Below are 25,824 nucleotides of genomic sequence, written 5' to 3' on the forward strand. Positions count from 1 at the left end.
GGTTCAGACCGGGCTTTTTTTTGTATCGCGCTGGAATTGTCCAAATTGGGCTATTACAGAGGCGAGTCTATTTCCATCCCCCGGATACACTGCCCAGCATCCAGTAATCCAATCTTAGGGGATAGACATGCGGACAAAATTACTTGGGGCGCTGATGGTGTTCGGGATTATTACCGGCACGGCTCATGCGTCATCGAAATTGGAAATCACCGATCCCAGAGCGGCGAAGATAGAGGACATTGTAGAGCTACCCATCAAAGGGGTTCGAGCCGTCCAAAGTGATGGGCAGATCATGTTCCTCTCTGAAAACGGACGATTTGTTATTTCAGGACAAATCTACGACCTGTGGAGCAAGAAGCCCCTCAACACGATGTCCCAAATGAGGGATGTAGCGGAGCGTATCCACTTCAAGAGCATGGGCATGGATGTGGACACGCTGAACACTGTGTCGATGGGGCGTGGTGACAAAGAGGTGGTGGTCTTTGTTGATCCTAGGTGCGCGGTTTGCCATCAGCTCATGGGTGATGCCAAATCGCTGGTGGATGATTACACCTTTAAATTTATCGTGATTCCAGCTCTGGGTGCTGAGTCCAACCGCCTGGCAAAAAACTTGTACTGCGCGAAAGACAAAACCCACGCGCTTGATGCGCTGATGAACAACACCCTGGGTTCCCTTCCTTCAAAAGAAACCTGCGACCCCGGCCAATACGACCAAACGCTGCTGACAGCTCATTTCATTGGGATTGAGGGCGTTCCGTTCGTTGTTGCTCCGGATGGTCGTGTCAGCAAAGGACGTCCGAAGAACCTGAAATCATGGTTGGAGAGTGCTGAATGATCGTAACCATCAAAAAGAAACTCGAAGAAACGTTGATCCCGGAGCACTTGCGAGCTGCCGGGATTATTCCTGTCCTGGCCTATGACGAAGACGATCATGTCTTCCTTATGGATGATCACAGTGCAGGCTTTGGTTTCATGTGTGAGCCCCTGTGTGGTGCCGATGAAAAAGTTCAGGAGCGAATGAACGGTTTCCTGAATCAGGAGTTCCCGTCGAAGACTACGCTCCAGTTTGTCCTGTTCCGCTCCCCGGACATCAATCAGGAGATGTACCGGATGATGGGTTTGCGTGATGGCTTCCGTCACGAGCTGCTGACATCTGTTATCAAGGAACGGATTAACTTCCTCCAGCACCACACGACAGATCGCATATTTGCCAAGACCAACAAAGGTATCTACGACAATGGCTTGATCCAAGACCTCAAGCTGTTCGTTACGTGCAAAGTCCCCATCAAGAACAATAACCCGACTGAAAGCGAACTCCAGCAGCTCGCACAGCTTCGCACGAAGGTCGAATCATCGCTTCAAACCGTTGGTCTGCGTCCTCGCACAATGACGGCGGTGAACTACATCCGGATCATGAGCACCATCCTGAATTGGGGGCCAGATGCTTCATGGCGACATGACTCTGTGGATTGGGAGATGGATAAGCCCATCTGCGAGCAAATCTTCGATTACGGCACCGACGTGGAAGTCAGCAAGAATGGCATCAGGCTGGGTGACTACCACGCGAAAGTCATGTCAGCGAAAAAGCTGCCTGACGTTTTCTACTTTGGTGATGCGTTGACCTATGCCGGGGATCTCAGCGGCGGCAATTCCAGCATCAAAGAAAACTACATGGTCGTGACCAATGTTTTTTTCCCTGAGGCAGAAAGCACGAAAAACACTCTGGAGCGCAAACGCCAGTTCACTGTAAACCAAGCCTACGGGCCGATGCTCAAATTCGTGCCGGTGCTGGCGGACAAGAAGGAGAGCTTCGACACTCTCTATGAGTCCATGAAAGAGGGGGCTAAGCCAGTCAAGATCACCTACTCGGTGGTTTTATTTGCTCCAACCAAAGAACGTGTTGAAGCGGCGGCGATGGCCGCACGAAACATCTGGCGTGAATCTCGGTTCGAGCTGATGGAGGACAAGTTCGTTGCTCTGCCGATGTTCCTCAACTGCCTGCCATTCTGTACCGACCGGGATGCAGTGCGAGACCTATTCCGCTACAAGACCATGACAACCGAGCAGGCTGCTGTGGTCCTGCCGGTGTTTGGGGAATGGAAGGGGACCGGGACCTATCATGCAGCGCTGATTTCCCGCAACGGCCAGCTCATGAGTCTGTCTCTTCACGACAGTAATACCAACAAGAACCTGGTGATCGCAGCCGAATCCGGCTCGGGTAAATCGTTCCTTACCAACGAACTGATTTTTTCCTACTTGTCCGAGGGGGCTCAGGTCTGGGTTATTGATGCCGGTAAGTCCTACCAGAAGTTGTCGGAAATGCTCAATGGCGACTTCGTTCACTTTGAAGAAGGAACGCACGTCTGCCTCAACCCGTTTGAGCTCATACAGAACTACGAGGACGAAGAAGACGCGATAGTCAGCCTCGTTTGTGCGATGGCTTCGGCTAAGGGCTTGCTGGATGAATGGCAAATCTCTGCGTTGAAACAGGTCCTTTCTCGCCTGTGGGAAGAGAAAGGTAAAGAGATGAAGGTTGACGACATCGCTGAGCGCTGCCTGGAAGAAGAAAATGACCAGCGCCTCAAGGATATTGGTCAGCAGCTCTACGCCTTTACGTCGCAGGGCAGCTACGGGAAATACTTCTCTCGCAAGAACAACGTCAGCTTCCAGAACCAGTTCACTGTACTGGAGCTCGATGAACTGCAAGGGCGTAAGCACTTGCGTCAGGTTGTACTACTCCAGCTTATTTACCAGATCCAGCAAGAAGTATTCCTGGGTGAACGTAACCGCAAGAAAGTCGTCATCGTGGATGAGGCCTGGGACCTGCTCAAAGAGGGCGAGGTCTCGGTCTTCATGGAACATGCCTACCGCAAATTCCGTAAGTACGGTGGCTCCGTTGTCATTGCAACGCAGTCCATCAACGACCTCTATGAGAACGCAGTGGGCCGCGCCATCGCGGAGAACTCGGCCAGCATGTACTTGCTCGGCCAAACCGAAGAAACCGTGGAATCTGTTAAACGTAGCGGTCGTCTGACCCTTTCAGAGGGCGGGTTCCACACCCTCAAAACGGTACACACCATCCAAGGCGTGTACTCAGAAATCTTTATCAAATCGAAGAGCGGTATGGGCGTCGGTCGCTTGATAGTGGGCGACTTCCAGAAGCTACTTTATTCGACCGATCCGGTGGACGTTAACGCCATCGACCAGTTTGTGAAACAAGGCATGAGCATACCTGAGGCAATCAAGGCCGTAATGCGAAGCCGTCGGCAGGCTGCATAACCAGGGAGACAGTAATGGACATTAAATCAATCGCAATCGCCGCCATTCTCGGTGCCGCTGGTGGCTTCGGCGGTAGCTACTACGTGATGAGCGAACAAACGGCAAGCATCCATCAGCGTTTGAATCAAACCCCGCCAGTGGTCGTGGTTGACTTCGCTAAAGTGGCGTCGGCGTATCCCGCTGGTGCCTCTCAGGAGGAAGTTGAAAGGCTGATGGTCAAGACCAATGACGCAATTTTGAAGTTGAAAGACGCAGGTTATTTGGTCCTTGACGCAAGTGCTGTCGTCGGGGCTCCAAGTGACGTGTACCTCCCTGATGAGGTGCTGAAATGAATTTTCCACTCAAGAAGTATTTCGTCAAAAAGGAATCCTGGAAGCGCTTCGGGGTTAAGGCAGGTGTGACACTAGTGGTTCTTTGGGCTGCTGGTGCGGCCTTTGCCAGCCGCTACCGTATTGGCATTGATCCACAACAGGAGAAGTGCCTGCCGGGTTACACCTTCTTCCTCATTGATCTGAACGACCAAACTCTGGAGAGGGGAGCGGTTTACGCCTTCCAAGCCAAGAACATGCAGCCTTTCTACAAGGACGGGACTCGCATGGTCAAAATCCTCACCGGTATGCCGGGGGATAAAGTCGAGATCAACGATAAGTGGAAGATCACCGTCAATGGTGATGTCGTCGGAGAGGGGCTCCAGCTCGCAGGGAAACTACATCTGCCAGAGAGCCACTTTTACGGCAAGACCACGCTGAAAGAGAACAACTACTGGTTTATGGGCAAAAGCCCATTCAGCTTCGACTCACGTTACTGGGGGACTGTGAAAAATGATCAGATCATTGGCCGCGCATATCCCCTGTTCTAAGAGCGTTCTGGTGGCGTTGATGTTCTCTGTGGCTGGCGGGGCATACGCTCAAGAGTCTCCGCTCACAGAGCAGGATAAGGCGCTTATTGAGCAAGGAAAGCAAATTGCCCAAAAGGCCCAGAAGATGGAAATGCCATCTCTGTTGCAAAACCAACACATGGACGAGGCTCAGGCCGAAGCCAAGGCATTTTTCAAGCAGCTCCAAACTACTAACCCAACGCTCAAGGAGATGCACCGGAAACAGGCTGAAAAGGGTATCTACTCTGACCATCGGATACTGGTTTTCGCCTCGTTGTCTCTTGGCGAACAGGGGTTAGATGACGTCCTAACGGCGGTGTCAGGCCAGCCTGATTCTGTAATTGTGTTCCGTGGCATCCCGGAAGGAATGAACTTGGGGCAGGGAGTTAAAGCTATTCAGGCGCTCGCGGCCAAAAAAGACCCAGTGCCGAACATCATCATCAACCCTACGTTGTTCAAAACGTACAACATCACAGCCGTTCCCACGATTGTGATGCTGGAGGATGAGCCGCTGCCTGGCGAACAACCAAACGTCGTCGCCCAGGTCTCCGGGTTGTCCGACCCGGTATGGTTGGCTCGGGAAGTGGATAACGGAGAAAAAGGCGATCTCGGCGTTAAGGGGCCGGTGGAGAAAATCAGTGAGCCAGACCTTATTGATGTTGCCAAGAAACGCCTTGCCAATATCGACTGGGAAGAGAAGAAGAAACAGGCTATAGAGCGCTTCTGGACCAAGCAGAATTTCAATGAGCTGCCAAGAGCGCCAAAATCTCGAACACGAGAAATTGACCCTAGCGTCATGATCACCAGTGACATCAGCACTCCGGATGGCACTGTGTTCGCTCACGCGGGTGACGTGATCAACCCATTGTGCGATCCGAAGGAAGTTTGCAAGCCTGGAACGCGGCCATTTACCCAAGCGGTCGTAGTTTTCGACCCGCTGGACAAAAAGCAAATGGAACTACTCGCCAAGAAGCTGCCTGAAATCAAGCTGGAGCCTGGCGTACAACGGATCACCTATATCGCCACAGAGTTCGACAAAGACAAAGGCTGGGATTCCTACAAGAGTGTCACCGACAACTTTGACGCGCCGGTATATCTGCTGACGCCAGATCTGATTACCCGGTTCGAGCTGGAGCACACACCGAGCGTCATTACTGCCAGAGGCAAGAAGTTTGTTGTCCGCGAACTTGCTGAGGAGGGCGGTGAATGATTTTTGCCCCGGCTTTCCAACCAATTAAAGACGTCGGCACAGGTTCGTTTGTCGCTGCTGAGGTACTGGCTCGTTGGTACGACGAAGGCCGGGTTCTTACACCATCCTCTCTGTCATCTCCTCCTTATTGGGGACTGGTGGATATGGAGATGGCACGGTTCATTCAGGACAACCTTCATTATTGCTTGGATCTGTACCCGGCTCTCTTTCTGAATGTCTCCGAACAAACTTTGCAATCAGACGTCATCTTCAAGGCGTGGTGTAGGGTTGTCCGCGACATTGCTAAAAATCACTCATCACGGCTTGTCATCGAGATTACAGAGGGCATTCAGGACGCCTCTCTCGCATCGAGATGGGAGGCTCTGACCGAAATAGGGGTTGAGCTGGCGCTGGATGACTATGGAGACAAAAACTCTTCTCTGGATCGCCTGAGCCGTTATGACTGGCACTATTGCAAGTTTGACGCGAGAAGACTGCGGTCGCTTGAAGACTACCCGGCCATCCTCCACTGCCGCCGAAAAGGCATACAGCTCATTGCTGAGCAGGTGGAGAGCTTCCCATTGGGGGAGAGCGCCAAATTACTTGGACTGTCATGGCAACAAGGTTTCTATCACGGGAAGCCTGCTGTCATGGAGAAAAATTTGAATTACGTAAAGGCCTTACCATGATGCAAAAAATTCTACGGATCATGGCCGTTAGCGCGGTCTTTTGGGTTGGTTCGGTATCGGCTGACCCTGGGTGCCAGAATGCGGAAGTGATCGGCGGAAAACTGATTACTGACATCTGCTGGAGCTGTATTTTCCCTATCAAAGTAGCAGGGGTTCCTATAAGTGGTGGAGGCGGATCATTCCCGAGTGAAGCCGTAAGCAACCCTCTGTGTATGTGCGAGGATAATCTAGGGGTCCCTCGGCCTGGAGTCACCACTTCTATGTGGGAGCCAGCACGGCTCGTTGAATTTCAGAGAGTGCCTGGCTGCTCATCAGTCTTGAATGGTGTCAGGTTCCCGTTTGATAGGACTAACCAAGGGCATCATGGCATGGGAGACATGGATGGTGGTGATGGTTCTTTTATGCACTATCACTACTATGCGTTTCCTCTGTTGGTGATGCTCGATTTATTTATTAAGCAGACCTGTAATGCTGATGGGTATATGGATCTCGACATCATGTACATGTCGGAGCTCGACCCGACCTGGAACAATGATGAGCTCGCTTTTTTTACCAATCCAGAGGCGGCGGCAGTAGCAAACCCAATTGCGGCGGCTGCGTGTACTGCTGATGCTGTCTCATCAACCGCTGGAAAACCTTTAAAACAGCTTTTCTGGTGTGCTGGTTCATGGGGCACCCTGTATCCATTTAGTGGCAACCAGAATGGTGGAAAAGGTGTTATCCGCGATAGCAGTCTTCTTAGCACAAGGGTTCTGGCTGCTTTGCATCGCCGGGGGTTAGCGTGGAAGACAATGGGTTCTGAGGCTATGTGTAGAGGCGTTATTAGCCCAACACTACCCAAAACGCAGTACAAATTCACGCTATTGCATCCGGTTCCAGAGACAAACTCATCTCACGTAATTGGCGAATCCACTCTTACGTGGGGTCTGGCGCGAACTATACCGGCAATTGGGCAAGACCCTATTTACACCATCTGGCGATGGAATGATTGCTGTAACAATTGAGCAGACCCTAACGAATTTGCACGGGCATTTTAGATTATGCCCCAAAAGGGCCACTACACGTACAGGTGGCCCTTGTCTTCTCAGATAGCATGGGAAGGTTGAAATGGAGAACACAATGCGAAGTCATAATTACTTTATGAAAGCTGTGGCCTCGCTGTTGACAGTAACCATGTCTGCGCTGCCGATACATTCCTACGCTAACGGTAGCCAAGACCAGGACATCACAGCGGTGGGTAAAGAGGCCCAGGCTTTCGGACAAAACCTCTCAAACTCATTCAAGTCGAGCTCGGGGACTGTGCAAGATGGCACAATCTCTATGCCGACGTTGAAAGACGGTCAATTCCAAATGAACGGGGGGAGTCAGATTAATGTCAATGATCTATTCCCCGGAACGAGCGGGACCAACAATAAACCTGATAGTTATTACTTCCCTGATGCCAATAAACCTGATGTGGGCGGTCTGCAAGGCATTTACGACTCTGGCGATGACATGGACAGCGTGGGGAATAATGCAAAAGGGTCGCTGTGGAGTGATGCCAATAGTGCTAATCCATCAATCTCTGGTGCGGCATACAAGGTTCTTCTCGATGCCTCTAATCGATCACGCCCTGATTTCAGTAATGACCCGGTACTAAATCTAAGCAAAAAGACCTATGAGGATATGGACCTCATCGCAGGTGGCTTTGGGGATTGTTCTGCCGAAACAACCATCAATCAGAATACTATCAACGCCCACATTCCAGAGTATGAACGGTGTCAGCGTGTTGTAGATCAAAGCGCGGACTGTGAGGTTGTCCATGACTACGACGCCTCTGTGGTGAAGCACTATGATGGTCCATATAACCTCAAATCTTGTGGAGAAGGCTGTACTGAGTTGTGGATTGGTCGAGTGGGGGACAACTACTGGAGTGGTAACTGCAAGATTTATGAGGAGTACACGCGGGTCCAAGTCAGCAATCCAGATGCCATAGTGTCTGCAACGCTTGAATACGCCAAGTGGGATGACTACATGCAAGTGTGGGTCGGTAAGTCCGGCCAAGAGACTAAAGTGTGGTCTGGCCCAGATGGCAACTTCCCTCCAGAAACAGCCGGTAGATGTGAGCTCTCCACGAGTTGGGAGCGAAACCCTAATGTTGATGTCACTCCCTATTTTAAGAACGTGAAAGATGGTGATGTTGTTACGTTTAAGATCCGCGTTTCAGTAAGTGGCGAAGGTGAGGGTTTTGGCCGCATAAAACTCCGCTATGACCCATCGAAAGCCATTACCAAGGATGAGTGGGCTCCACAGAGCTGCATGGATTCAGCCAAAGGGGTGGTAGATGGTTTTGCGGAAGGCGAGATCACATGTATAGATGACCCGACTGATGCTACTGGCTGCACAGTCATCAATGGGATCAAAGTTTGCGAATCTCAACTCAAGCCGTCACCTTTGCCTGGTATTCCAAAACTATGCAAAAAGGTTCGAGTTAAAGCTGACTATGACTTCTATAAGGGGCAAATGGACTGCTGGACAGACCCTCAAGGTGAAACGCACTGTCCGGTAAACACGGGCGGGAATCTCGATAGCTGTCAGAAATATGAAGAAAACCCTCAGTGCGGCTTCATCAGTTCCAAATGTGTTGATGGTGCTCAGGGAAGTTCTGGTACGTGCTACGTCCACGAGGATACTTATGACTGTGGTACAGATGTTTCTGTTCCGACCTTGGAAAAGGAAACTGAGTACCAGTGCGGTGGGCCTATACGCTGCATGGGAGATGACTGCCTTGATTTGACCAAAACACAAAGCACTGATTTTGCTCGCGCTACTGCGTTGCTCAATGCAGCCCAATTCATGACGCAGGATATGAGCTGCACAGGCCAAGATGGGGATGACAATCCTACCGGGGATGAAAACGTTATTTGCTCTGCTTTTGCAGGGGAAGCTGGCGAATGCAAGATAGCTGTTGGGGGAGTTTCTGATTGCTGTGAAAAGCCAACCAATATATCTCTTGCCGATTATCTGAACCTAATAATGGCCGTTCCAAAGCTCGATGGCGCAGTGATGGGGCTGACTGATGGTAATGCGCTTAAAGGTGCTTATCAGGTACTTAGGGAACCTGCCCTTCAAGGGTGGACAGAAGTCACAAAACCGTTCACAAGTTATATAGAGAACGTTTCAGGTGCTGTTGATTCGTTCTTCCAGCCTGTAGAGCAGTTTGTTGATCAACTCATTGACCAGCTCAAAGAGCAAGTCAAAGAAGTGATGATGGATGTCATGAAATCAGCAGGCCAAGATGCAGCAACAGAGCAGGCGGCTGCCGCAGCATCTGAACAAGCTGCCGAAGCAATGATGGAGACTGCGACAACATGGCTTAGCACTGCCATGACGATATATACCGTCTATGTCGTTGCGATGGTGATGATCCAGATGATTTATAAGTGCGAGGAAGAAGAGTTCACTATGAACGCAAAAAGAGCGCTCAAGAATTGCACCTATGTAGGCTCTTATTGTAAATCTAAGGTGTTGGGCGCTTGTATTGAAAAAAGAGAAGCGTATTGCTGCTTCAATTCTCCGCTCTCTCGTATTATACAAGAACAGGTTCGCCCTCAATTGGGGCAGAACTTTGGAGACCCCAAAAATCCTCAGTGTGAAGGGATTCCACTAGATAAAATTGCCGAAATTGATTGGAGCAAAATTAATTTGGATGAGTGGCTTGGGATATTACAGCAGAACGGTAAATTCCCTGATCCGGCCTCAATAAATCTCGACTCGCTGACTGGAGCAGGGAATGACTTCAATATTGACGGGACGCGGAAGAATGCTCAGGAAAGGGCGTTGGAGCGGTTGGAAGGGATTGATATTGACGCGAAGCGAAAAGAGGCGACAAACAGCATAGACCCTCAAACAGGCGCGCCAACTGGTGGTGGATAAAAAAAGGGGCCTTTCGGCCCCTTTCTCATGTAGATTGATTACGCTTCTGGGTAAACAAATAACTCTGCTTTTCCCTGATCAAGAAGGTAAGGGAAAGCAACTTTTTCGCCATTATCCAGCTCAACCGATTTTGGAGCAAGGTAGAGGTAGGCCCAAGCTGGTAGCTGTTTGCTAATAGCTGCGTAGATCGCTTGCTGAGGAGCATGGCTTGCTGCCCCATTACCGACATTCACAAAGTTGTATGCGGTCTCATGGCCTGATGTGAAGGCATACGCTGTACCTTGAACGCCAGAGACAAAATTAGGAGCTGACCCTAGGCGAGGCTCCACGATTTTCACCTTAACGGAACACATGTCAGCTACCTTACTTTGTCCGTTCACCCACGTCGGGCAACCCCATTCATTCTTGTAGAACTGATAGGTTAGGCGACCGTCTTTGTCATACAGAAGCGTGAAATTGGCACCCAAATCAGTCAGCGCTGACTCAATGGAAACTTTCACATGTGAAAGAAATTTGGCCTGAGCGTCTGCCGGTGAAACTGCTTCGTTAGCAGGCATCCAAGCGATCAAGCTATTGCGAGCGCCATGCTGTTTGGGGCCGATAGCCCAGTTCGCAAGGTTGACCAAGCCACCTTGCCAGTCGGTCATTCCGAGCTGAGGGGACATGTAGCCAGACAGCACGTAGGCTGCCCCAAACGTTTTGGTGTCGGTCAGACGCTCCAGCTTGTCACGCGGAACAGAAGCGTCTTGGATGCCTGTTACCAGGCCACCGGCCTCCGCGATGTTGTAAGCGCGACTGTGATTGGTTTTGTACGCTGTGGGTTCGTAACTGCTGGTGGATGCACAGCCAGATAGAGCTGCTACAGCCAGAGCCACGGTGGTGATTAAAGCCTTTTTCATGTTGTTCTCCGTTCTTACCTGAGTTGAATCTGATTTACTTCGATAATATCACAGCATCAAAAAATGCAACCATAAAAGACAAAAAAAGCCCCTCGGGCGAGGGGCAAAGGTTTGGGCTGGGTTATGCTGCTTTTGTTTTCTCGGCTTCGTCTGCGATTTCCTTGTCGCCGGTTGCAGATTCCGGAGCGGCTTCGGCCACTTCACCTTCTTTGCCTTTGCTGTGGGCGGAAATGCGAGCCCGTTTCTCGATGCCGATGATTCGACCGGCCAGCTTGATGAGGCGTTGCTGCCATTGGTAAGTGGCGTCGGTGCGCTGCTTGCTGGTCAGTACGGTGTTCAGCCAGAGAGTGTCAACGATCCCCATCAGGGTATCCAGTTTGCGGATCAGGTGTGCAAACTGAGCAACCTGAGGAGAGTTGATCTCGATGGTGTATTCATTCGGGTTGGTGTAGCCGGGCATCATGTCGATGCCGTTGTCTTCCATCAGCTTGTTGAGCTGGGCGGTAGCTTTGTCCAGGTCTTCGGAGACCTTGGAAATGTGTTCCAGGATGACGGTTTCAACCTGGTCGATTTCGTCCTGCTCACCGATGATGCGAAGGATCACGTCGATGGAGAACAGGGAGTTGGAAACTCGCTCAAAGCTGCGTTCCATGACGCGCTGAGCTTGGAGGCTGTTTACTTTCAGAACTTGCTTGAAAACAGGGCGAGAGTAGTGGTTGCTGCGGTCGTTGTTTGTGTCCAGTGCTACTTGTGCTTCTGCCATTAGAGATACTCCTAAATTTGAGGTACAGATAAACGCACTGGAAAGGATAAATGCGGTCAATCTGTAACCTGACCTCTCGAAGTGCCCAAAATGGACAGTTACAGCGTTTTCTGTTTAGCAAAGGTGAGCTATATTTGAATCATCTTAGTCGCTCTGCGGCTATAGGTGAGATAGCTGGTCTCCGAAAACAAACAGCATCTAGTCTTATGCCGTATGGCATTACTTAACCCCAAGCCGGGGGCTTCTCCCGGTTTTCGGGTGTTGCCCCTGTTTTTTTTACATAGGAGCAACACCATGCACATCATCACTTTCATTGTAGTTCTGCTTGCATCTCTGGGCGCACTGTACGTAGGCGCGAAGGCATTTGCTTTTTCCTTCATCGTTCTCGCTAAAGTGTTCCAGCGTATCGGTTTGTTCCTTTGGAACAAATTCGCAGTTCCTGCAATGCGGTCTGTACAGGCCGTCATCAAAGAACGTGCTGCCAAGGCTGAACAAGCCAAAGCAGTCGTTGAACCTGAGGTAACTCAAGTTCAAGAAGTCGCTAAACAAGAACCTGACTGGGATTATCTCGAAATCCCGACTTACCTTCGTAAGGGCAAGGAACTTGTTTGGTAATAACTGTCGCTGAGTAATCTTCGACACTTTCAAACCCATCGGGGCAACCATACCCCGACGGGGATGTTGCCCCTTTTTGCTTAGGAGCAACATCATGGAAATCGCTATCATCGCTTTGTGTATCCCTGCTGGTTGGGCAATCTCTCGTCCTTTCGTGAGAATCGCTGAATCGTTCGGTTACTGCTGATAGTCAACGCAAAGGGAGGGGGCAACCCCTCTCTTTCTGGTCAAGCCTCTGTGGCTTGTCCTCAAAGTCTTCTGGTGTCAGTTGGCTTTGACGACAAGCTACAGGGGGAATGTCGAATGCAACAGAATCTTCATGTTTACGACGATCACGCAGGCATCATCTATCTGGCTGATGGACGCGAGGTGAAATTTGATCCGAAACTGTATTCCAGCTCCTACCAGGCGCACAGTGAAGCAGTGAAGTGGGCCAAAGAAACCGGGGTCATTGGTCAAAACGACGATGTGGTGATGTTCGTCCATTGAGGGAGTAGCCTCCAGGAGAGGCTACTCTCCTCGCTCCTTAAAAGTCTTCTTACTCATGGTGAATACCATCAGTAAGCAGATTTTGTTCTCTTCGGAGAGCGAAAAGTGCGATAGCTGGTCGCCAAAAACAAACAGCAAATTAACGTTAATTTACTAGCCCAACCGGGCGCATCCGCCCGGTTCGGGACGTGGTGCGCCTGTCACAATAGGAGCGCACCTATGTCTCAATACTCTCAATTCTCAGTAAGCAAGGTTTTCGGTATGCCCAGCATTCCGGAGAAGGTAACGGCCATCGGCTACGCTGACGGTTCAAACCCTTTCATCCCTGCCACTGATACCAACTACGTTTTCCGCAAAGAGTTTCTGCGAGAGGTCTTGGCCTATCTCAAAGAGCCTGGCGGTGACGCATTGTTCGTAACCGGCCCTACCGGGTCTGGCAAAACCTCAGGTATCACCGAGATCGCTGGTCGTCTCAACTGGCCTGTTCAGCAAATCACTGCCCACGGGCGGATGGAGCTGACAGATCTGATTGGACATCACGCTCTGGTCGCGGAAAAGCCTGGTCAACCACCTGTCATGAAGTTCATGTATGGACCTCTGGCAGTCGCTATGCGTGAAGGTCATCTGCTCCTCATCAACGAGGTGGATTTGGCCGACCCTGCCGAGCTGGCTGGTCTCAACGATGTCCTTGAAGGGCGTCCCCTTGTGATCGCTCAGAATGGCGGGGAAATCATCAAGCCGCACCCGATGTTTCGTGTGGTCGTTACTGGTAACTCTACGGGGTCCGGTGATGCTTCTGGTTTGTACCAGGGGGTGATGATGCAGAACCTCGCAGCTATGGATCGCTATCGTTTCACCAAAGTAGGGTATGCGGATGAGGAAGCTGAACTCAGCATTCTTGGCCGTGCTACTCCGAAACTTCCGGAAAATGTGCGGAAGGGAATGGTTCGGATTGCTAATCAGGTCCGCAAACTGTTTCTTGGCGAAAACGGTGAAGATGGTCAGATCAGCGTCACCATGTCCACTCGGACGTTGGTGCGTTGGGCGAAACTGTCTCTAGCGTTCCGTGGTGCCCCAAATGCTCTTGAATACGCCTTGGATCAAGCTCTGCTTATCCGTGCGGCCAAAGAGGAGCGTGAAGCCATCCTGCGTGTTGCGAAGGATGTGTTCGGGGACCAATGGCGCTAAGAGGTGACGCATGAAGAAAAATGACTGTTTGTGCCGTCGTTACACTGCTAAAGAGTGGGGCAATGACGAAACCACAATAGAAGTCTTCATTGGCTACAAGTTGCTCCGGGAGCCCAGCTCCTCGGAGCCAGGCCAATTCACGATGGTCGAGCTACGCCGAACCGTCACTGATGGGAAAGCTGAAAATTGGTCTGAGACAAAGCTCGAAGGACCTTTTGAAGCTAACGGCCCAGACACGATCCCAATGTCCTACAAGGACAAAGAAAGCCAGTATGTGTCACAGTTTCTCAGCCAGGGGTACACCTTTCTGGATGAGGTGCTGGTAAACGCAGAGACACAGACGGTGCTGGAAGGGGGGAATGTTTCAGCCGGACAAACAGCCAGCTTGGGATCTCTCAACTGGCTGTTATCTCCGCCCTCTGAGTTACCTCCAGGTGACATAAACCTCTTCAAAGGTTTTGTTGCTGGGGTTTTTGCCAAAGGAGCCGGTTTAATCGGCTTTGAGGTTGCTCGGAGCGAAGGCTCAAATGACTTGCTACCCAGTGTGCTGATGCGTACTGACAGCGGTTATGAGCTTGGGGTTAGCACTGGACTAGGCGAAAACACTATCCATCCAGCTACGCTGGAAGGCGCTGGTGAACTCCGCCCGGAACATGGTCACAAACCCCTGCTGATGTTGGTTTACCTGCAACAGCGTTTCGCGGATGACTTTTCAAACGTAGAGAAGCCGCTGGTGGCATTCTGTGATGAACAGGGTGATACCTTCGACTACGAGCGTTTTGATTCACTAAAACCCCTCATTGAACGGTTTGGTTTCAGCTACGACGAAGTAAGAGCAGATGCAGAAAGGCTTGGCCTTGTATCTGAGCTGATTCGCCTGGCAGAGATCGACGCCGAACAAGAGGATCACTTTTTTTAACCCTTACGGGGGCTTGCTCCCCGAAAGGGGCGTTGGCCCTCTCCAAATAACTTGGAGGTCATGATGTCTAAAGGCGTCAACAAAGTAATTCTGGTCGGTAATCTCGGTTCTGACCCGGAAATTCGCTACATGCCAAGCGGCACTGCCGTTGCCAACTTCAACGTTGCAACAACGGATACGTGGCGCGATAAGCAGTCTGGCGAGCAAAGAGAGCATACTGAGTGGCACCGTATTGTGCTTAAAGGTCGTTTGGCGGAAGTCGCTGGTGAGTACCTGAAAAAGGGCTCCCAAGTCTATCTCGAAGGGAGCAACCGCACCCGGAAGTGGACTGACAGCCAACAAATCGAGCGCTACACCACCGAAGTACACTGCGTTGAAATGCAGATGCTTGGTGGTCGTGGAAATGCACCTCAGGACAACTCTCAACGTGCAGCGCCCCAAAAAGGGCAACGTACAGGAGCCGGTACGCAATCTGCTCCTGTGCAGCAATCAGCACCGCAAGGTGGTATGGGCGGAGGCTATGGTCCCGCTCCTGATGGCTGGGATGATGACATCCCGTTCATGCGGCTGCACCACTTGGCTGGCGGGTAACACCGCCAACTCTTACTAAACCCCACGGGGGCACTCATGCCCCGAGGGGGTCATGGTGTCCTCAAACCGTTCATTCGTGAATTGGAGAAACACCATGTCTGATAACAAATCTCTTGTAACCCGTATCGCAAGCCGGTTTGGCGTGGACACCCGAAAGTTCTATGAAACTTTGAAGGCGACCGCATTCAAGCAGCGAGATGGAAGTGCCCCGACCGATGAGCAGATGATGACGCTCCTGATCGTGGCTGAACAGTACGGTTTGAACCCTTTCACTCGGGAAATCTATGCGTTTCCTGACAAGCAAAATGGGATCATTCCGGTAGTAGGTGTTGATGGTTGGAGCCGCATCATCAACGAGCATCCCCAGTATGATGGCGTCGAGTTCGTGTATTCGGACAAGATGGTCAGAATGCAGGGGGCGAAAGTTGACTGCCCTGAGTGGATTGAATGCGTGATTTACCGTAAGGACAGATCTCGCCCTATCCGCATCAAGGAGTTCATTGATGAGGTGTACCGTGAACCGTTTCAGGGTCAAGGTCGCAATGGTGCTTACACTGTTGATGGCCCCTGGCAAACGCACACCAAGCGTCAACTCCGGCACAAGTCGCTGATCCAGTGTTCTCGTGTCGCATTTGGTTTCTCTGGTATTTATGACCAGGATGAAGCTGAACGCATCCGTGAAATGGAGCAGGCATCGGCCATTAACCCGGCTATTGCCAATCTCCCTTCACCATCTCAAGTTCAAAGCCAAGAGCCTTTGGCTATTGAGCACAAAGAGCTTGACCCGATCCTAACCAAACTCGCAAATCGCGCCATTGCTGAAAACGCATGGTCTGCGGCGCATGAGTATGTGAAGGGACGGTATGAAGGTTCGGAACTGCAATATGCGACTCAATTCCTTCGTGACAAGGAGATGGATCAAATGGAGCCTCCGAAACCTGACTACCAGGAAGCGCACGAGCAAGAGTCCGCCGCTGGTGGTTCTGCAAATGCTGAACCTGGTGCCGAAGAAATGCCGCCTTTGAGTGACGAGGACATGATCCCTGTTACAGAAGAGGAGGGCGCGGAAGGCAGTTACTACTAACCCCAACGGGGGGGACTCCCCCGCTGGGGGAGATCTCCCTCCTAACCATTGGAGAGAGGTCCATGAAAATAGTCAACCTATCGCAACGCGAGGAAGATTGGCTTGATTGGCGGCGTCAAGGTGTAACAGCCACTGACGCCGCTATCCTGCTCAATCGGTCTCCGTACAAAACACGATGGAGACTGTGGGCCGAGAAGACTGGGTATGCGCGTGAAGTCGATCTGAGTCTTAATCCGCTGGTTCGCCGGGGGATAGAAAACGAAGATGCTGCAAGACGCGCTTTCGAGGAGAAGTATGATGACATGCTGCTCCCCGCCTGTGTCGAATCGGTTCAATACCCGCTCATGAGGGCCTCCCTGGATGGCCTGAGAGATAACGGGGAGCCCGTCGAGCTGAAAAGCCCGAGTGCGACTGTCTGGGAAGATGTTTGTGCTGAGAAAGCAAACAGCAAGGCATACCAGCTTTATTACCCGCAGGTGCAACACCAGCTCCTGGTAACGGGGGCCAAGCAAGGCTGGTTAGTCTTCTACTTTGAAGGTCAGATTCAGGAGTTTCCAATACTCCGAGACGAAGCCATGATTCAAGAAATCTTGGCCGAGGCTAAAAAGTTCTGGCAACAGGTAGTAGACAAGAAGGAGCCCGACAAAGATCCAGAGAGAGACCTGTACATACCGCAAGGTGAAGAGGTCAACCGTTGGATTGCTGCTGCTGAGGAATACCGCCTCTATGATGCAGAGATTCAGGAGCTGAAACAGCGACTGTCTGAGCTTCAAGAAAGGCAAAAGCCTCATCTCGACACCATGAAGTCCCTCATGGGGGAATACTTCCATGCCGACTACTGCGGTGTGATGGTAACGAGATACAAAGCGGCTGGCCGGGTAGACTACAAAAAGCTGTTGGCTGATAAGGCGTCAGGCGTGAAGCCTGAGGATGTTGACCAGTACAGAGAGAAGTCATCAGAGCGGTGCCGTGTAACGGTTACTGGCTCTGTGAAGCCACGGTACATTGTTGATGAGGACGTGCTTGCTCCTCTTGATGATTTGCCGGAAGAAGTAGAGACGTTCTACTGGTGAGTGGGGGATTTTCCCCCGCTTTCCCTTGGGGATTCTGGGAGTCTCCAACGGAAAGCAAGATTTTGTTCTCTTCGGAGAGCGAAAAGTGCGATAGCTGGTCGCCAAAAACAAACAGCAAATTAACGTTAATTTACTAGCCCAACCGGGCGCATCCGCCCGGTTCGGGACGTGGTGCGCCCCCAACTTTTTGGAGTGCATCATGACTAAAGTGAACCATCTACAAAGCCTCTGTGTTATCCACGTAGACTTTGACATCTGGAGTGGACAAACCCGTTTGTCTGCATCTGATCTCAAGCTGGGCGAGGGTGGTGAAATTCCACCTGAGAAAGTAGCTCAACTGGGAAGTAAGAAGATCTGTGATCCGGCTAAGCTGAAAGGCTTTCATCGCCTGAAAACAGAAACTCGTCGCCTCCTGCTGAAATTCGGTATGCCGTTCATGAACGGATTTGCCGTACCCGTCAGCAAGACCGATGAAATCTGTAACAAGCTGAATGACATCAACTTTCAGTTTAACCAACTGAAACAGGATTTCATCAAAGGTTACAACAAAGCCGTGGATGAATGGTGTCAGGAGAACCCTGAGTATGAACGAGCTATCCGTGCCGGAGCCCTTCCAAAGGAAACGGTCGAGGAGCGGATTGGCTTTGAGTACCAGGTGTTCATGATCCAGCCTGTGAACGAAGATGAGGCCAACGCCAAACGCCTTAACCGCAAGGTTGAGCGCCTGGGTGACGATCTCATCTCCGAAGTGGTTCAGGAAGCGAATAAGTTCTATATGGAACGTTTGGCCGGTCGAGACCAATGTGCGGTCACTACTCGGCAGACACTCCGTAACATCCGCGACAAGGTGGATGGGCTTAGCTTCCTGAACAGCGCTTTTAACCCTCTGGTCAAGCTGCTCGACCAAACCCTCCGGGGATACGAGCAACATGCCGATGGCCGAAACATCGTTGCGCCTTTCTTTTATCAGGTCGTGGCCGCAGTGCTGATCATGAGCGAGAGGGACCGCATCGAGCAGTATGCCAATGGCTCGATTACTGTAGAGGGCATGGCTAATGACATTGGCGGTTCGGGAGCCCAGATGGGGGACCGTTCTAAAGATGAAAAGGCCGAACAGAAAAGCGATAAAGCCGGTGAGCTTATCCCTGCAACAGAGGGTGGCGAAACCAAGCAGCAACAGGTAGGTGGTACTGAATCTGTTCAATCAGAACAGACTAACAGCGGTGGTAACTCTGTTGACCTGGATGAAGACATCGACAACTTCTTCAAGAGTTTTGCAGAACGAGGCGAGGGTGAATCGGAAGATGAATCCAATGCCGGTGATGTGGTTCGAGAAGAGCGTGTTGATGTTGAGGATGAGCTGGTTTTGCCTGAGGAAACTCCGGTAGAGCAAGAGCCTGTCCAAGAGGAGACGACAGAGGAGCCTCTCAACCAGGAGCTGCCTAAAACTGACGACGATGGCGACTATTTCTTCTAATAGTCACTTCAACTAAACCGACCCGGAGGGGATAGCCATTCCCTCCAGGGGTGGACTATCTCCTTCCCTACCAGGAGAAAAGATATGTCCAAAAAACGCACCATTTACAGCGCTCTACCAATCGTGGCCGCAGCCTATGGTGAAAAACTCGGTGTCAAAGTCGCCATCGGTAACGATGACGCATACACCGATGGTAAGACCATCGTGGTTCCGAATATCCCCGACGACTATCCTCACATGGATGCTGTCTGGGGGTATTTGGCCCATGAAGCAGCCCATGTCCGGTTTACGGACTTTGGTGTTGAGCGCCGCAGAGGTCTTCATGCTGAGTTGTCCAACGTTTTGGAGGACTGCCGCATAGAACGGGCCATGATGGAACTCTTCCCCGGTACGTCGCAGACCCTGAATGAGGTTGCTCGCTATATGGCTCAAGCTGGTCATTACGAGCACGTCACAGACAAAGAGGCCCCTGCCTCCATTCTGACAGGGTTTTGTTTGTACTGGTTGCAAACCAAGGCTGTAGGGCAATCCGTCCTTCAACCCTATCTCGATTCGGCTACCCCCGTATTCGAGCGCGTGTTCCCTCAGGGTGTTGTTGTTCGGCTGAACGCTTTACTGCGTAAGGCTGTGAACACTAAGTCAACCGCAGAGGTGACATCCTTGGCCGACCAAATCATCAAGATGATCGAGGAGGAAAAGGAGAAAGAAGAGCAAAAGCCCCAGAATGGTCAGGATGGTAACAACCAGCAGAATGCTGGTGGCAACCAACCTCAGAACAGTCAGGGCGGAAGTGGTAACGATCAAAACCAAGGGCCTGATGCCAATGGTGGTGATCAGCAAGGTAAAGACCAGAAGCAAGACGATGCTAACGGGAAATCTGATCCGAAAGGACAGGGCGACCAAGGCAAGTCGGATACTGATGGTGGCAGCAAGGCAGGACAAAGCCAGGCTGGTGGCAATTCTGACGCGGCGAAACAAGACGCGGCCAAAATGCTCCAGCAGGTTCTGAATGCCGGTGCCGGTGATTTGCGTGGTGACGCGCATGATGCACTTAAAGCCGAGCTCAACCGGGTGGCTCAAGATAAGGGGGACAGTAGCTATATGACTGTTCGCTCTGCTGTGAACACCCAGGACAACCCTGCTGTTGGCAAAAGCCTGGTAGGGGATGTGAAGAGCACCACTTCAAAGATAAGAACGCAGCTCTACGGATTGGTCCAGGCCAGCCAGCGAGTTGCTCACCGTAACCAACGATCAGGGAAGCGTGTGGATGCTCGGAAACTACATCGTGTAGTGACGGGTGATACCCGCGTATTCCTCAAGCCAGAAGCCAAGAAACGCCCTAATACGGCGGTTCACATCCTGGTTGATATGAGCTCCTCGATGGCCTACAAGGCCGCCAATGGAAAGGAGCGTCAAGACATTGCGCGGGAAGCGTCCTTGGCTATTTCGATGGCTCTGGAAGCAATACCCGGCGTAAACCCGGCAGTCACCTTTTTTGGTGGCAACCGGAACCAGCCAGTGTTCAGTGTCGTGAAGCATGGAGATACGGTTCAGAATCGGGCCGGTCGGTTTGGGTTCAAAGCAACTGGCGGTACGCCTATGGCGGAAGCTATGTGGTATGCAGCTTTTGAACTCACCAAGACCCGTGAAGAGCGAAAAATGTTGATCGTAGTGACTGACGGGCAGCCTCAAAGAGCCCCGGCATGTCGCTCAGTGATTGACCTCTGTGAACGAAGCGATGTTGAGGTGATCGGCATAGGGGTAGAGACTACCGCAGTGTCAGGACTGTTCCAAAAGAACATTGTCATTGATGATGCGGCAGCTCTGCAACGCACACTGTTTAAGTTGATGGAGCGGTCATTGACTGCTTTTGCAGCTTAACAGGAAGTGAAACGACAAACGGCTATCCCTTCGGGGGTGGCCGTTTTTATTTGGAGAGTCTATGAACCAATTCCATTCATCTTTGGATTTGTATCATCGGAACAAAGGTAGAAGGGCTACAGTGCCGGAGACGCCTTTTTTACTGCTTGCTAAGCGCATTCCTCCGATGTACTGGAGACTGTTCCAGGGTGTTACTTTGGATAGTCGTATGGGATACACAGGCAGGCGGCAGTTCCACCGTCTTGGGCAAGCAATCGACTGGGCAAAGTCATCAGTTGGCGATTCCTGGTCAAATAAGCGCTTTCACAAGCCGGTAGGCCTCGATGTATTGCTGGCCTGTACTGCGAGTAAGGTGCCTGAACATCTGGTCGAAGAACTGAAAAGACGGGGCAGTTGATGCGTCTTTGAGCTTTGCACCCGAAAAGGGCAGTTTGAGCGTTCCTGTTCACACAGCTCTCGTGGAACAATCAAAGTGAGGAGGGAATACCCTCCCACTTTCTCAGAGGCCTTCATTGAGGGTTGCTGAGAAAGTGAATTTTGTCCTCTCTGAGGGCGAAACGTGCGATAGCTGGTCGCCAAAAACAAACAGCATTCAACCTCAGCCTAAGGGCGCACTGCGCCTGACAGGCTCTGTGTGCCCAAGTTACTTTAAGGAGCACACATGTCTCATCTGAACAATCTCAAATCCGTAATGATCTCTCTCGCCGCCGAACATAAGCTGCCTGAAATCTACCAGGATGACATCACTACCGATGTGGAGTCTCTGGATCGATTCGATGGTTTACGTCTGGTCTGGCTGTTGCGGTCTTGCGGCAGCGTATTGGTGCCAGCGGAAGTTGGCGTTAATCCGATCTATATCACCCATTGGTTGTGGTCTAACCACGGTCAACAGGTGGTTCCATTCTCTGTGGATACCCGCACGGGGTTGATTGAAAAAATCGACTTCGAGCAAGCTGAAAAGCTGATCATGCAGATGCCTTGCAACCTCTCTTCATTGCAGAACAAGGAATACTTGGTTGACCAGGTAAACCGAGTATTGCAACGAGGTTGTGAAATGCGTATCTGGGGTATCTTCGAGTCTCCAAGCTCGGTGGAATCCGTTGGTGGTTGGAAAGAGTGGCAGAGCTATTTCAGCTCTACTGGGAATCGACTGATGGCCGATTTCGTTGGTAAAGCCATTCGATTCACCAACCCTCGATAAATCGCCGTTCAACCATTAACCCTAATTAACCCTATGGGGCTCCGATAGCCCTGAGGGGACGGGGCTCCGCAATCGCAATAAGGAGTCCCTATGAAAAACCTATCAGCTTTGGAAGCAGTTCTTGACTACGACAAACCTTCTCGACGTTTTCTTGATGAGCTCAACGAAAACCAGATGAAGGATTTGTCCGGGGAAATCTTCGCCAAGCTCTACTGGAGCAAGCGTAATCCCCAGTGGTACGAGAAAGACACCAATCGGCTGTTTGCACGACTTCGTTGGGTTCAGCGCATCATCAAGAAGCGCTTGAAAACCGGCAAGGTTAAACCTGAACTGACAGAAAATGGTTCAGTGATGGAGCGCTTCAACTTCCCTTATGGTGACACTCTCGATTTCTTCCATCGGTACTTGCGACATCCCAAATGGGAGGTTGTGTATCAAGAATCGGGGTGCAGTGCCTTTTGGAAAAATGAAGCAACGCTTGAGCTATGCACCTACTGCGAAGGTGATGTGGTCATGATGAAGGCTCCTGATGAAGCAACCTTCTTTCGTGATTGCAATCGCCTTAGCTGGTGGTATGCAGATAACGCTTGATCTTAATCCCTAACCAGGGGCGAACCGGCCCCTGATGGGAGCATGGTGCGCCCCATCTATGATGGAGGACGCCATGTTCAAATCATCAGTATGCTCCTACGAAAACAGGGGGCCTTACGGAAACAACAAGTACCGAGGCAACTGCTCGGGCTTTATCGTTAAAGACTTCATTGAGTCTTACATGAGAAAGCCGAACGGGCTGGTGGCAGACCCAAGTGTTGGGGGTGGCTCTAGCATCGACGTTGCCAATGAACTTGGTGTCCGTTTCAAAGGGACAGACTTGCATCAGGGGTTCAACCTGTTGCGGGATGACTTCCTTTCGTTCCTCGGAGAGCCTGCACACCTGATCTGGTGGCACCCTCCTTACTGGGACATGATCCAGTATTCAGGTAAGCAGTGGGGCGAGCCCAACAAATGGGATATGAGCCGCATGAATTTGCCTGAGTTCGTTGAAGCCCTTGAGCTGGCCGTTATGAATATTCATGACGCCTGTGAGCGAGGAGGGCATTACGGAATCCTCATGGGAAACCTGAGGCGCGATGGGGATTATTTCAACCTGTCCAGCCTTGTGGAACGTATCGCACCTGGGAAGCTGGTGGATGAGATCATCAAAACACAGCACAACTGTGTGAGTGACCGAACTCAGTATTCCGGGAAGCTGGTGCGTATCGCCCATGAAAAGCTGTTGGTGTTTCGTCGTAACGACGTTGCCTCATCGCTCTGTCTTCTTGCTGCCGTACACCGTCGAGCAACCAATATGGTTTCGACTACGTGGAAAGCTGCAATACGCCGAACCCTACAGGGGAAAACGTTGAAGCTGGAGCAGATTTACAAAGAGATTGAACCCTACGCAAAGCATCGAGAGAACAACCACTGGCAAGCAAAGGTCAGGCAAGTTCTTCAAGATGCCAGGTTCTTTATTCGCATCGAGGTAGGTGTCTATGCACTTGCTGAGTAGCCCAACCGGGGCGTGACATCCCGGAGGGGATTGGTCGCGCTCATCAACAACAAAGGAGCGTGACCATGAACGTACAACTTCAAGCCAGCAACAATGTGCTGTTGGCGCAAATCGAAAGCAAAGGCCTCACTGTTGAAACGCATTGTCGCAGTGGCTTTTGTGGCATGTGCCGGGTTCGTCTACTCGAAGGTCAAGTGGCTTATGACGAGACGCCCATCGCATTTGTCAAAGAAGGGGAAGTGTTGGTTTGCTGCGCTAAAGCAAAAACCGATGTGACCTTGGAAATTTAACCCATCCGGAGGAGCCTTTCCTGCGGGTGGGGCTCCTCTATCCATTACGAGGAGAAACACTATGTCTATCAATACCAAAGTTGAACAAATCGCATACGGTCATGCTACCGCTCTAGTGCTCAGTGAACTGGGCCAACAAGAGAATTGGTGCAAGGCTTATGAGTATTTGTCTGAGTGTGTAGAACGGGGAGACGAACCTGAGGATCTGGTCGTTTGGCAACCGTTTGAGCACTGGGAATGGAAAGACATTCTGGAGCAGATCGAGAGCGAAGCCGAGTCTCTGCTTTCGACTATTAAGTCGGTTTTAGGCTTGGCCCACAAAGGCATCATTCAGTCAGCAATTGACTGCTCTCTGGATTCGGACATGACCCAGCTTGACCTGATTGGAATGGTCGAGCTCGGAAGTGAAATCGAAGATGGGGAGTGTGCTGGAGGTGGCTATGCAGCTTAACCGATACACGGCCAGGGAGTCTGACAAAAGTCGGATACTTCGGACCATAGGCTGGTGCAAGCGCAACCACCTTACACTTGCCGGTCTTCCATACGAGGACAATCTTGCAGGAAGTGATGGGATCAGCATAGAGATCATCACTCCTCCTGGTATGTCGCGGGAAATGTTGGAGCAAGCCGTCAGAGAGGGGTATTCAGAGCGAGATGTCGTAAGGCATCGCATTCTGGAGTGCCCTGTCGGTTGGTTCATGGAAGCTGATGGCAAGGCATTTGATCATGAAGTGTTCCACGATTACGTGGTGGCTCATGGTTATGGCGAACCTTCCAGCGAAGCCTATGAGCTGGCGGAGCGGTGGTTCTGGCAGGGCAACGATTATGCGTTGATAGCTGCGGAAATAGTTGCTCGTGATCTTTGTGTTCGTGATGACGAAGATGAGGACTGATCCTATGGATGCTGTAGCGCATATAGCAGCAGATAACCTTGTACCGGCATGTGGAGGTGCAGAGAAGCCGTTTACCGTTAGTGGTAGACAGTGGCTTTACTGCTATCACCCAGCCAGTGGGAGGCACTGCTACTTAGACCTCGATAATGACCGTCCAGTCTGGCATCGAGGATTTCATCCTGCTTTTCATCCTGAGCTTGAGTTCGCTGATGAAGCTGAGTTGCTTCGACCAGTTGAGCGAAAGCCTGACCATGAAGAGCTGGAGGATTTTTACTTTTAACCCACGGGGCCGCTCTTCCTGATGGGAGACGGTCCTCCATTCTCAAAGGAGAAGACCATGAAAGATCACAGTCAAACGATTGTGTTCCCTGGGAACAATGTTGAATCACTTGCTGAGGCTAACGCCATGTTGAGCGCTGTGTCGGAAGATGCACGTAAAGCCAGCAATACGGAAGACAAACGTGACCTTGAATCGCTTCAAGGCTGGCTGGAAGAGAACATCAATTCTCAACTGGCAGGCGTGAAGTAACTATGACTGTAACCCCACTGGGGGCTTCATGCCCCTGTGGGGGCATGGTGCCCGTAAAAGGAGTCACCATGAATGCAGTGAAGATGATCCAGAAGGAAAACCAGCTTGAGCTGCCGCTTTTCTTCCTGGATGAAGAGCCGAAGACCGCAGAAGTCATTCCATTTGAGCCAAAGCCTGAATGGACTGATGATGAGGTAAGGCAGTTACGTGATGGGCTTTTATGGCATAGCCTTAGAGTCCTTGCTGATGGTCGAGCTGGAAGTGAAATCAAGCAGGAAACGATGGCTTGGGTGATGTCCGATGAGGTACATCCATTCTCATTTGTGGTCTGCTGCGATGAAGCAGGTTACGATCCATCTGGAGTAAGGGAAGGCGTGAAGTCTATCCTAAACCGCTTAGCGCGGGTTAAAGCGGGGGGTTAACCCCCTGCTTTC

Annotated in this window: 29 protein-coding genes; 27 read left to right on the forward strand and 2 right to left on the reverse strand. The window is 51.2% G+C overall.

The features are described from left to right. Positions 1-127: 127 nt before the first annotated feature. The 8 genes from R7Q11_RS18235 (at position 128) to traN (ending at position 9,949) form a co-directional block, all read left to right on the forward strand. Positions 128-835: a DsbC family protein gene (locus R7Q11_RS18235; RefSeq protein WP_001259346.1), complete on the forward strand. Its 708-nt coding sequence runs from the start codon at positions 128-130 to the stop codon at positions 833-835. Further along, positions 832-3,279 carry a type IV secretion system protein TraC gene (gene traC / locus R7Q11_RS18240; RefSeq protein ID WP_000637384.1) on the forward strand — a complete coding sequence of 816 codons (2,448 nt, stop codon included), beginning with the start codon at positions 832-834 and terminating at the stop codon, positions 3,277-3,279. The genes R7Q11_RS18235 and traC overlap by 4 nt, the downstream gene beginning before the upstream one ends. A gap of 14 nt (positions 3,280-3,293) precedes the next feature. Then, positions 3,294-3,611, forward strand: a complete 318-nt coding sequence (locus R7Q11_RS18245) for a hypothetical protein (RefSeq protein ID WP_000351984.1) — start codon at positions 3,294-3,296, stop codon at positions 3,609-3,611. Next, a complete protein-coding gene (locus R7Q11_RS18250) occupies positions 3,608-4,138 on the forward strand; it encodes a S26 family signal peptidase (RefSeq protein ID WP_001010740.1) in 531 nt (176 codons plus the stop codon). The genes R7Q11_RS18245 and R7Q11_RS18250 overlap by 4 nt, the downstream gene beginning before the upstream one ends. Then, positions 4,101-5,366 (forward strand): TrbC family F-type conjugative pilus assembly protein, encoded by a 1,266-nt coding sequence (locus R7Q11_RS18255; protein ID WP_001447719.1) that lies wholly within the window; start codon positions 4,101-4,103, stop codon positions 5,364-5,366. The genes R7Q11_RS18250 and R7Q11_RS18255 overlap by 38 nt, the downstream gene beginning before the upstream one ends. Continuing rightward, entirely contained in the window at positions 5,363-6,034 is a 672-nt protein-coding gene (locus tag R7Q11_RS18260; protein ID WP_000575345.1) for an EAL domain-containing protein, read from the forward strand. Before R7Q11_RS18255 ends, R7Q11_RS18260 begins: the two co-directional genes overlap by 4 nt. After that, on the forward strand, positions 6,031-7,038 hold the full coding sequence (locus R7Q11_RS18265) for a TraU family protein (RefSeq protein ID WP_000983282.1): 1,008 nt from the start codon (positions 6,031-6,033) through the stop codon (positions 7,036-7,038). The genes R7Q11_RS18260 and R7Q11_RS18265 overlap by 4 nt, the downstream gene beginning before the upstream one ends. Before the next feature lie 115 nt (positions 7,039-7,153). Further along, positions 7,154-9,949, forward strand: a complete 2,796-nt coding sequence (gene traN, locus R7Q11_RS18270) for a conjugal transfer mating pair stabilization protein TraN (protein ID WP_001256484.1) — start codon at positions 7,154-7,156, stop codon at positions 9,947-9,949. Between the two features lie 38 nt (positions 9,950-9,987). On the opposite strand, the gene R7Q11_RS18275 is transcribed toward traN, so the two are convergent. Then, positions 9,988-10,848 carry a hypothetical protein gene (locus R7Q11_RS18275; protein ID WP_000709517.1) on the reverse strand — a complete coding sequence of 287 codons (861 nt, stop codon included), beginning with the start codon at positions 10,846-10,848 and terminating at the stop codon, positions 9,988-9,990. A 121-nt stretch (positions 10,849-10,969) separates the two neighbouring features. Then, entirely contained in the window at positions 10,970-11,611 is a 642-nt protein-coding gene (locus R7Q11_RS18280) for a hypothetical protein (RefSeq protein ID WP_000796664.1), read from the reverse strand. A gap of 294 nt (positions 11,612-11,905) precedes the next feature. Here R7Q11_RS18280 and R7Q11_RS18285 point away from each other — a divergent pair, with 294 nt between their 5' ends. From R7Q11_RS18285 to R7Q11_RS18375, 19 genes are all read left to right on the forward strand, one after another. Next, positions 11,906-12,226 carry a hypothetical protein gene (locus tag R7Q11_RS18285; RefSeq protein WP_000547566.1) on the forward strand — a complete coding sequence of 107 codons (321 nt, stop codon included), beginning with the start codon at positions 11,906-11,908 and terminating at the stop codon, positions 12,224-12,226. Between the two features lie 303 nt (positions 12,227-12,529). Continuing rightward, the gene (locus tag R7Q11_RS18290) at positions 12,530-12,715 is read left to right on the forward strand and encodes a hypothetical protein (protein ID WP_001186917.1); all 186 of its coding nucleotides are present in this window, start codon (positions 12,530-12,532) and stop codon (positions 12,713-12,715) included. A gap of 219 nt (positions 12,716-12,934) precedes the next feature. Next, complete coding sequence (locus R7Q11_RS18295; RefSeq protein ID WP_000085160.1) at positions 12,935-13,903, forward strand: AAA family ATPase; 969 nt, start codon at positions 12,935-12,937, stop codon at positions 13,901-13,903. Positions 13,904-13,913: 10 nt separating this feature from the next. After that, positions 13,914-14,822: a hypothetical protein gene (locus R7Q11_RS18300; protein WP_000739139.1), complete on the forward strand. Its 909-nt coding sequence runs from the start codon at positions 13,914-13,916 to the stop codon at positions 14,820-14,822. Between the two features lie 60 nt (positions 14,823-14,882). After that, positions 14,883-15,413, forward strand: a complete 531-nt coding sequence (gene ssb / locus R7Q11_RS18305; protein WP_000987165.1) for a single-stranded DNA-binding protein — start codon at positions 14,883-14,885, stop codon at positions 15,411-15,413. 94 nt (positions 15,414-15,507) lie between these two features. After that, positions 15,508-16,497: a phage recombination protein Bet gene (bet, locus tag R7Q11_RS18310; protein WP_001282585.1), complete on the forward strand. Its 990-nt coding sequence runs from the start codon at positions 15,508-15,510 to the stop codon at positions 16,495-16,497. A 62-nt stretch (positions 16,498-16,559) separates the two neighbouring features. Then, positions 16,560-17,570: a YqaJ viral recombinase family protein gene (locus R7Q11_RS18315; protein WP_000706865.1), complete on the forward strand. Its 1,011-nt coding sequence runs from the start codon at positions 16,560-16,562 to the stop codon at positions 17,568-17,570. 199 nt (positions 17,571-17,769) lie between these two features. Further along, positions 17,770-19,047 carry a DUF3150 domain-containing protein gene (locus R7Q11_RS18320; protein ID WP_000170087.1) on the forward strand — a complete coding sequence of 426 codons (1,278 nt, stop codon included), beginning with the start codon at positions 17,770-17,772 and terminating at the stop codon, positions 19,045-19,047. Positions 19,048-19,131: 84 nt separating this feature from the next. Further along, a complete protein-coding gene (locus R7Q11_RS18325; RefSeq protein ID WP_015063568.1) occupies positions 19,132-20,928 on the forward strand; it encodes a VWA domain-containing protein in 1,797 nt (598 codons plus the stop codon). A 61-nt stretch (positions 20,929-20,989) separates the two neighbouring features. After that, positions 20,990-21,325 carry a hypothetical protein gene (locus R7Q11_RS18330; RefSeq protein WP_001447572.1) on the forward strand — a complete coding sequence of 112 codons (336 nt, stop codon included), beginning with the start codon at positions 20,990-20,992 and terminating at the stop codon, positions 21,323-21,325. Between the two features lie 264 nt (positions 21,326-21,589). Then, positions 21,590-22,129: a hypothetical protein gene (locus R7Q11_RS18335; protein WP_000018872.1), complete on the forward strand. Its 540-nt coding sequence runs from the start codon at positions 21,590-21,592 to the stop codon at positions 22,127-22,129. Between the two features lie 90 nt (positions 22,130-22,219). Continuing rightward, on the forward strand, positions 22,220-22,720 hold the full coding sequence (locus R7Q11_RS18340) for a hypothetical protein (RefSeq protein WP_000793769.1): 501 nt from the start codon (positions 22,220-22,222) through the stop codon (positions 22,718-22,720). Positions 22,721-22,793: 73 nt separating this feature from the next. After that, positions 22,794-23,678: a hypothetical protein gene (locus tag R7Q11_RS18345; protein ID WP_000477209.1), complete on the forward strand. Its 885-nt coding sequence runs from the start codon at positions 22,794-22,796 to the stop codon at positions 23,676-23,678. A gap of 65 nt (positions 23,679-23,743) precedes the next feature. Continuing rightward, positions 23,744-23,968 carry a class I ribonucleotide reductase maintenance protein YfaE gene (gene yfaE / locus R7Q11_RS18350; protein ID WP_001102700.1) on the forward strand — a complete coding sequence of 75 codons (225 nt, stop codon included), beginning with the start codon at positions 23,744-23,746 and terminating at the stop codon, positions 23,966-23,968. Between the two features lie 61 nt (positions 23,969-24,029). Beyond that, positions 24,030-24,419 carry a hypothetical protein gene (locus tag R7Q11_RS18355; RefSeq protein WP_000026577.1) on the forward strand — a complete coding sequence of 130 codons (390 nt, stop codon included), beginning with the start codon at positions 24,030-24,032 and terminating at the stop codon, positions 24,417-24,419. Continuing rightward, positions 24,409-24,861 (forward strand): hypothetical protein, encoded by a 453-nt coding sequence (locus tag R7Q11_RS18360; protein ID WP_001176699.1) that lies wholly within the window; start codon positions 24,409-24,411, stop codon positions 24,859-24,861. Before R7Q11_RS18355 ends, R7Q11_RS18360 begins: the two co-directional genes overlap by 11 nt. Positions 24,862-24,865: 4 nt before the next feature. Continuing rightward, on the forward strand, positions 24,866-25,141 hold the full coding sequence (locus tag R7Q11_RS18365) for a hypothetical protein (RefSeq protein ID WP_000340223.1): 276 nt from the start codon (positions 24,866-24,868) through the stop codon (positions 25,139-25,141). A 57-nt stretch (positions 25,142-25,198) separates the two neighbouring features. Then, positions 25,199-25,390: a hypothetical protein gene (locus tag R7Q11_RS18370; RefSeq protein WP_000651508.1), complete on the forward strand. Its 192-nt coding sequence runs from the start codon at positions 25,199-25,201 to the stop codon at positions 25,388-25,390. Between the two features lie 68 nt (positions 25,391-25,458). Beyond that, positions 25,459-25,812, forward strand: a complete 354-nt coding sequence (locus R7Q11_RS18375) for a hypothetical protein (RefSeq protein WP_000994741.1) — start codon at positions 25,459-25,461, stop codon at positions 25,810-25,812. The last annotated feature ends 12 nt before the right edge of the window (positions 25,813-25,824 follow it).

The organism is Vibrio sp. 970, assembly GCF_033339075.1.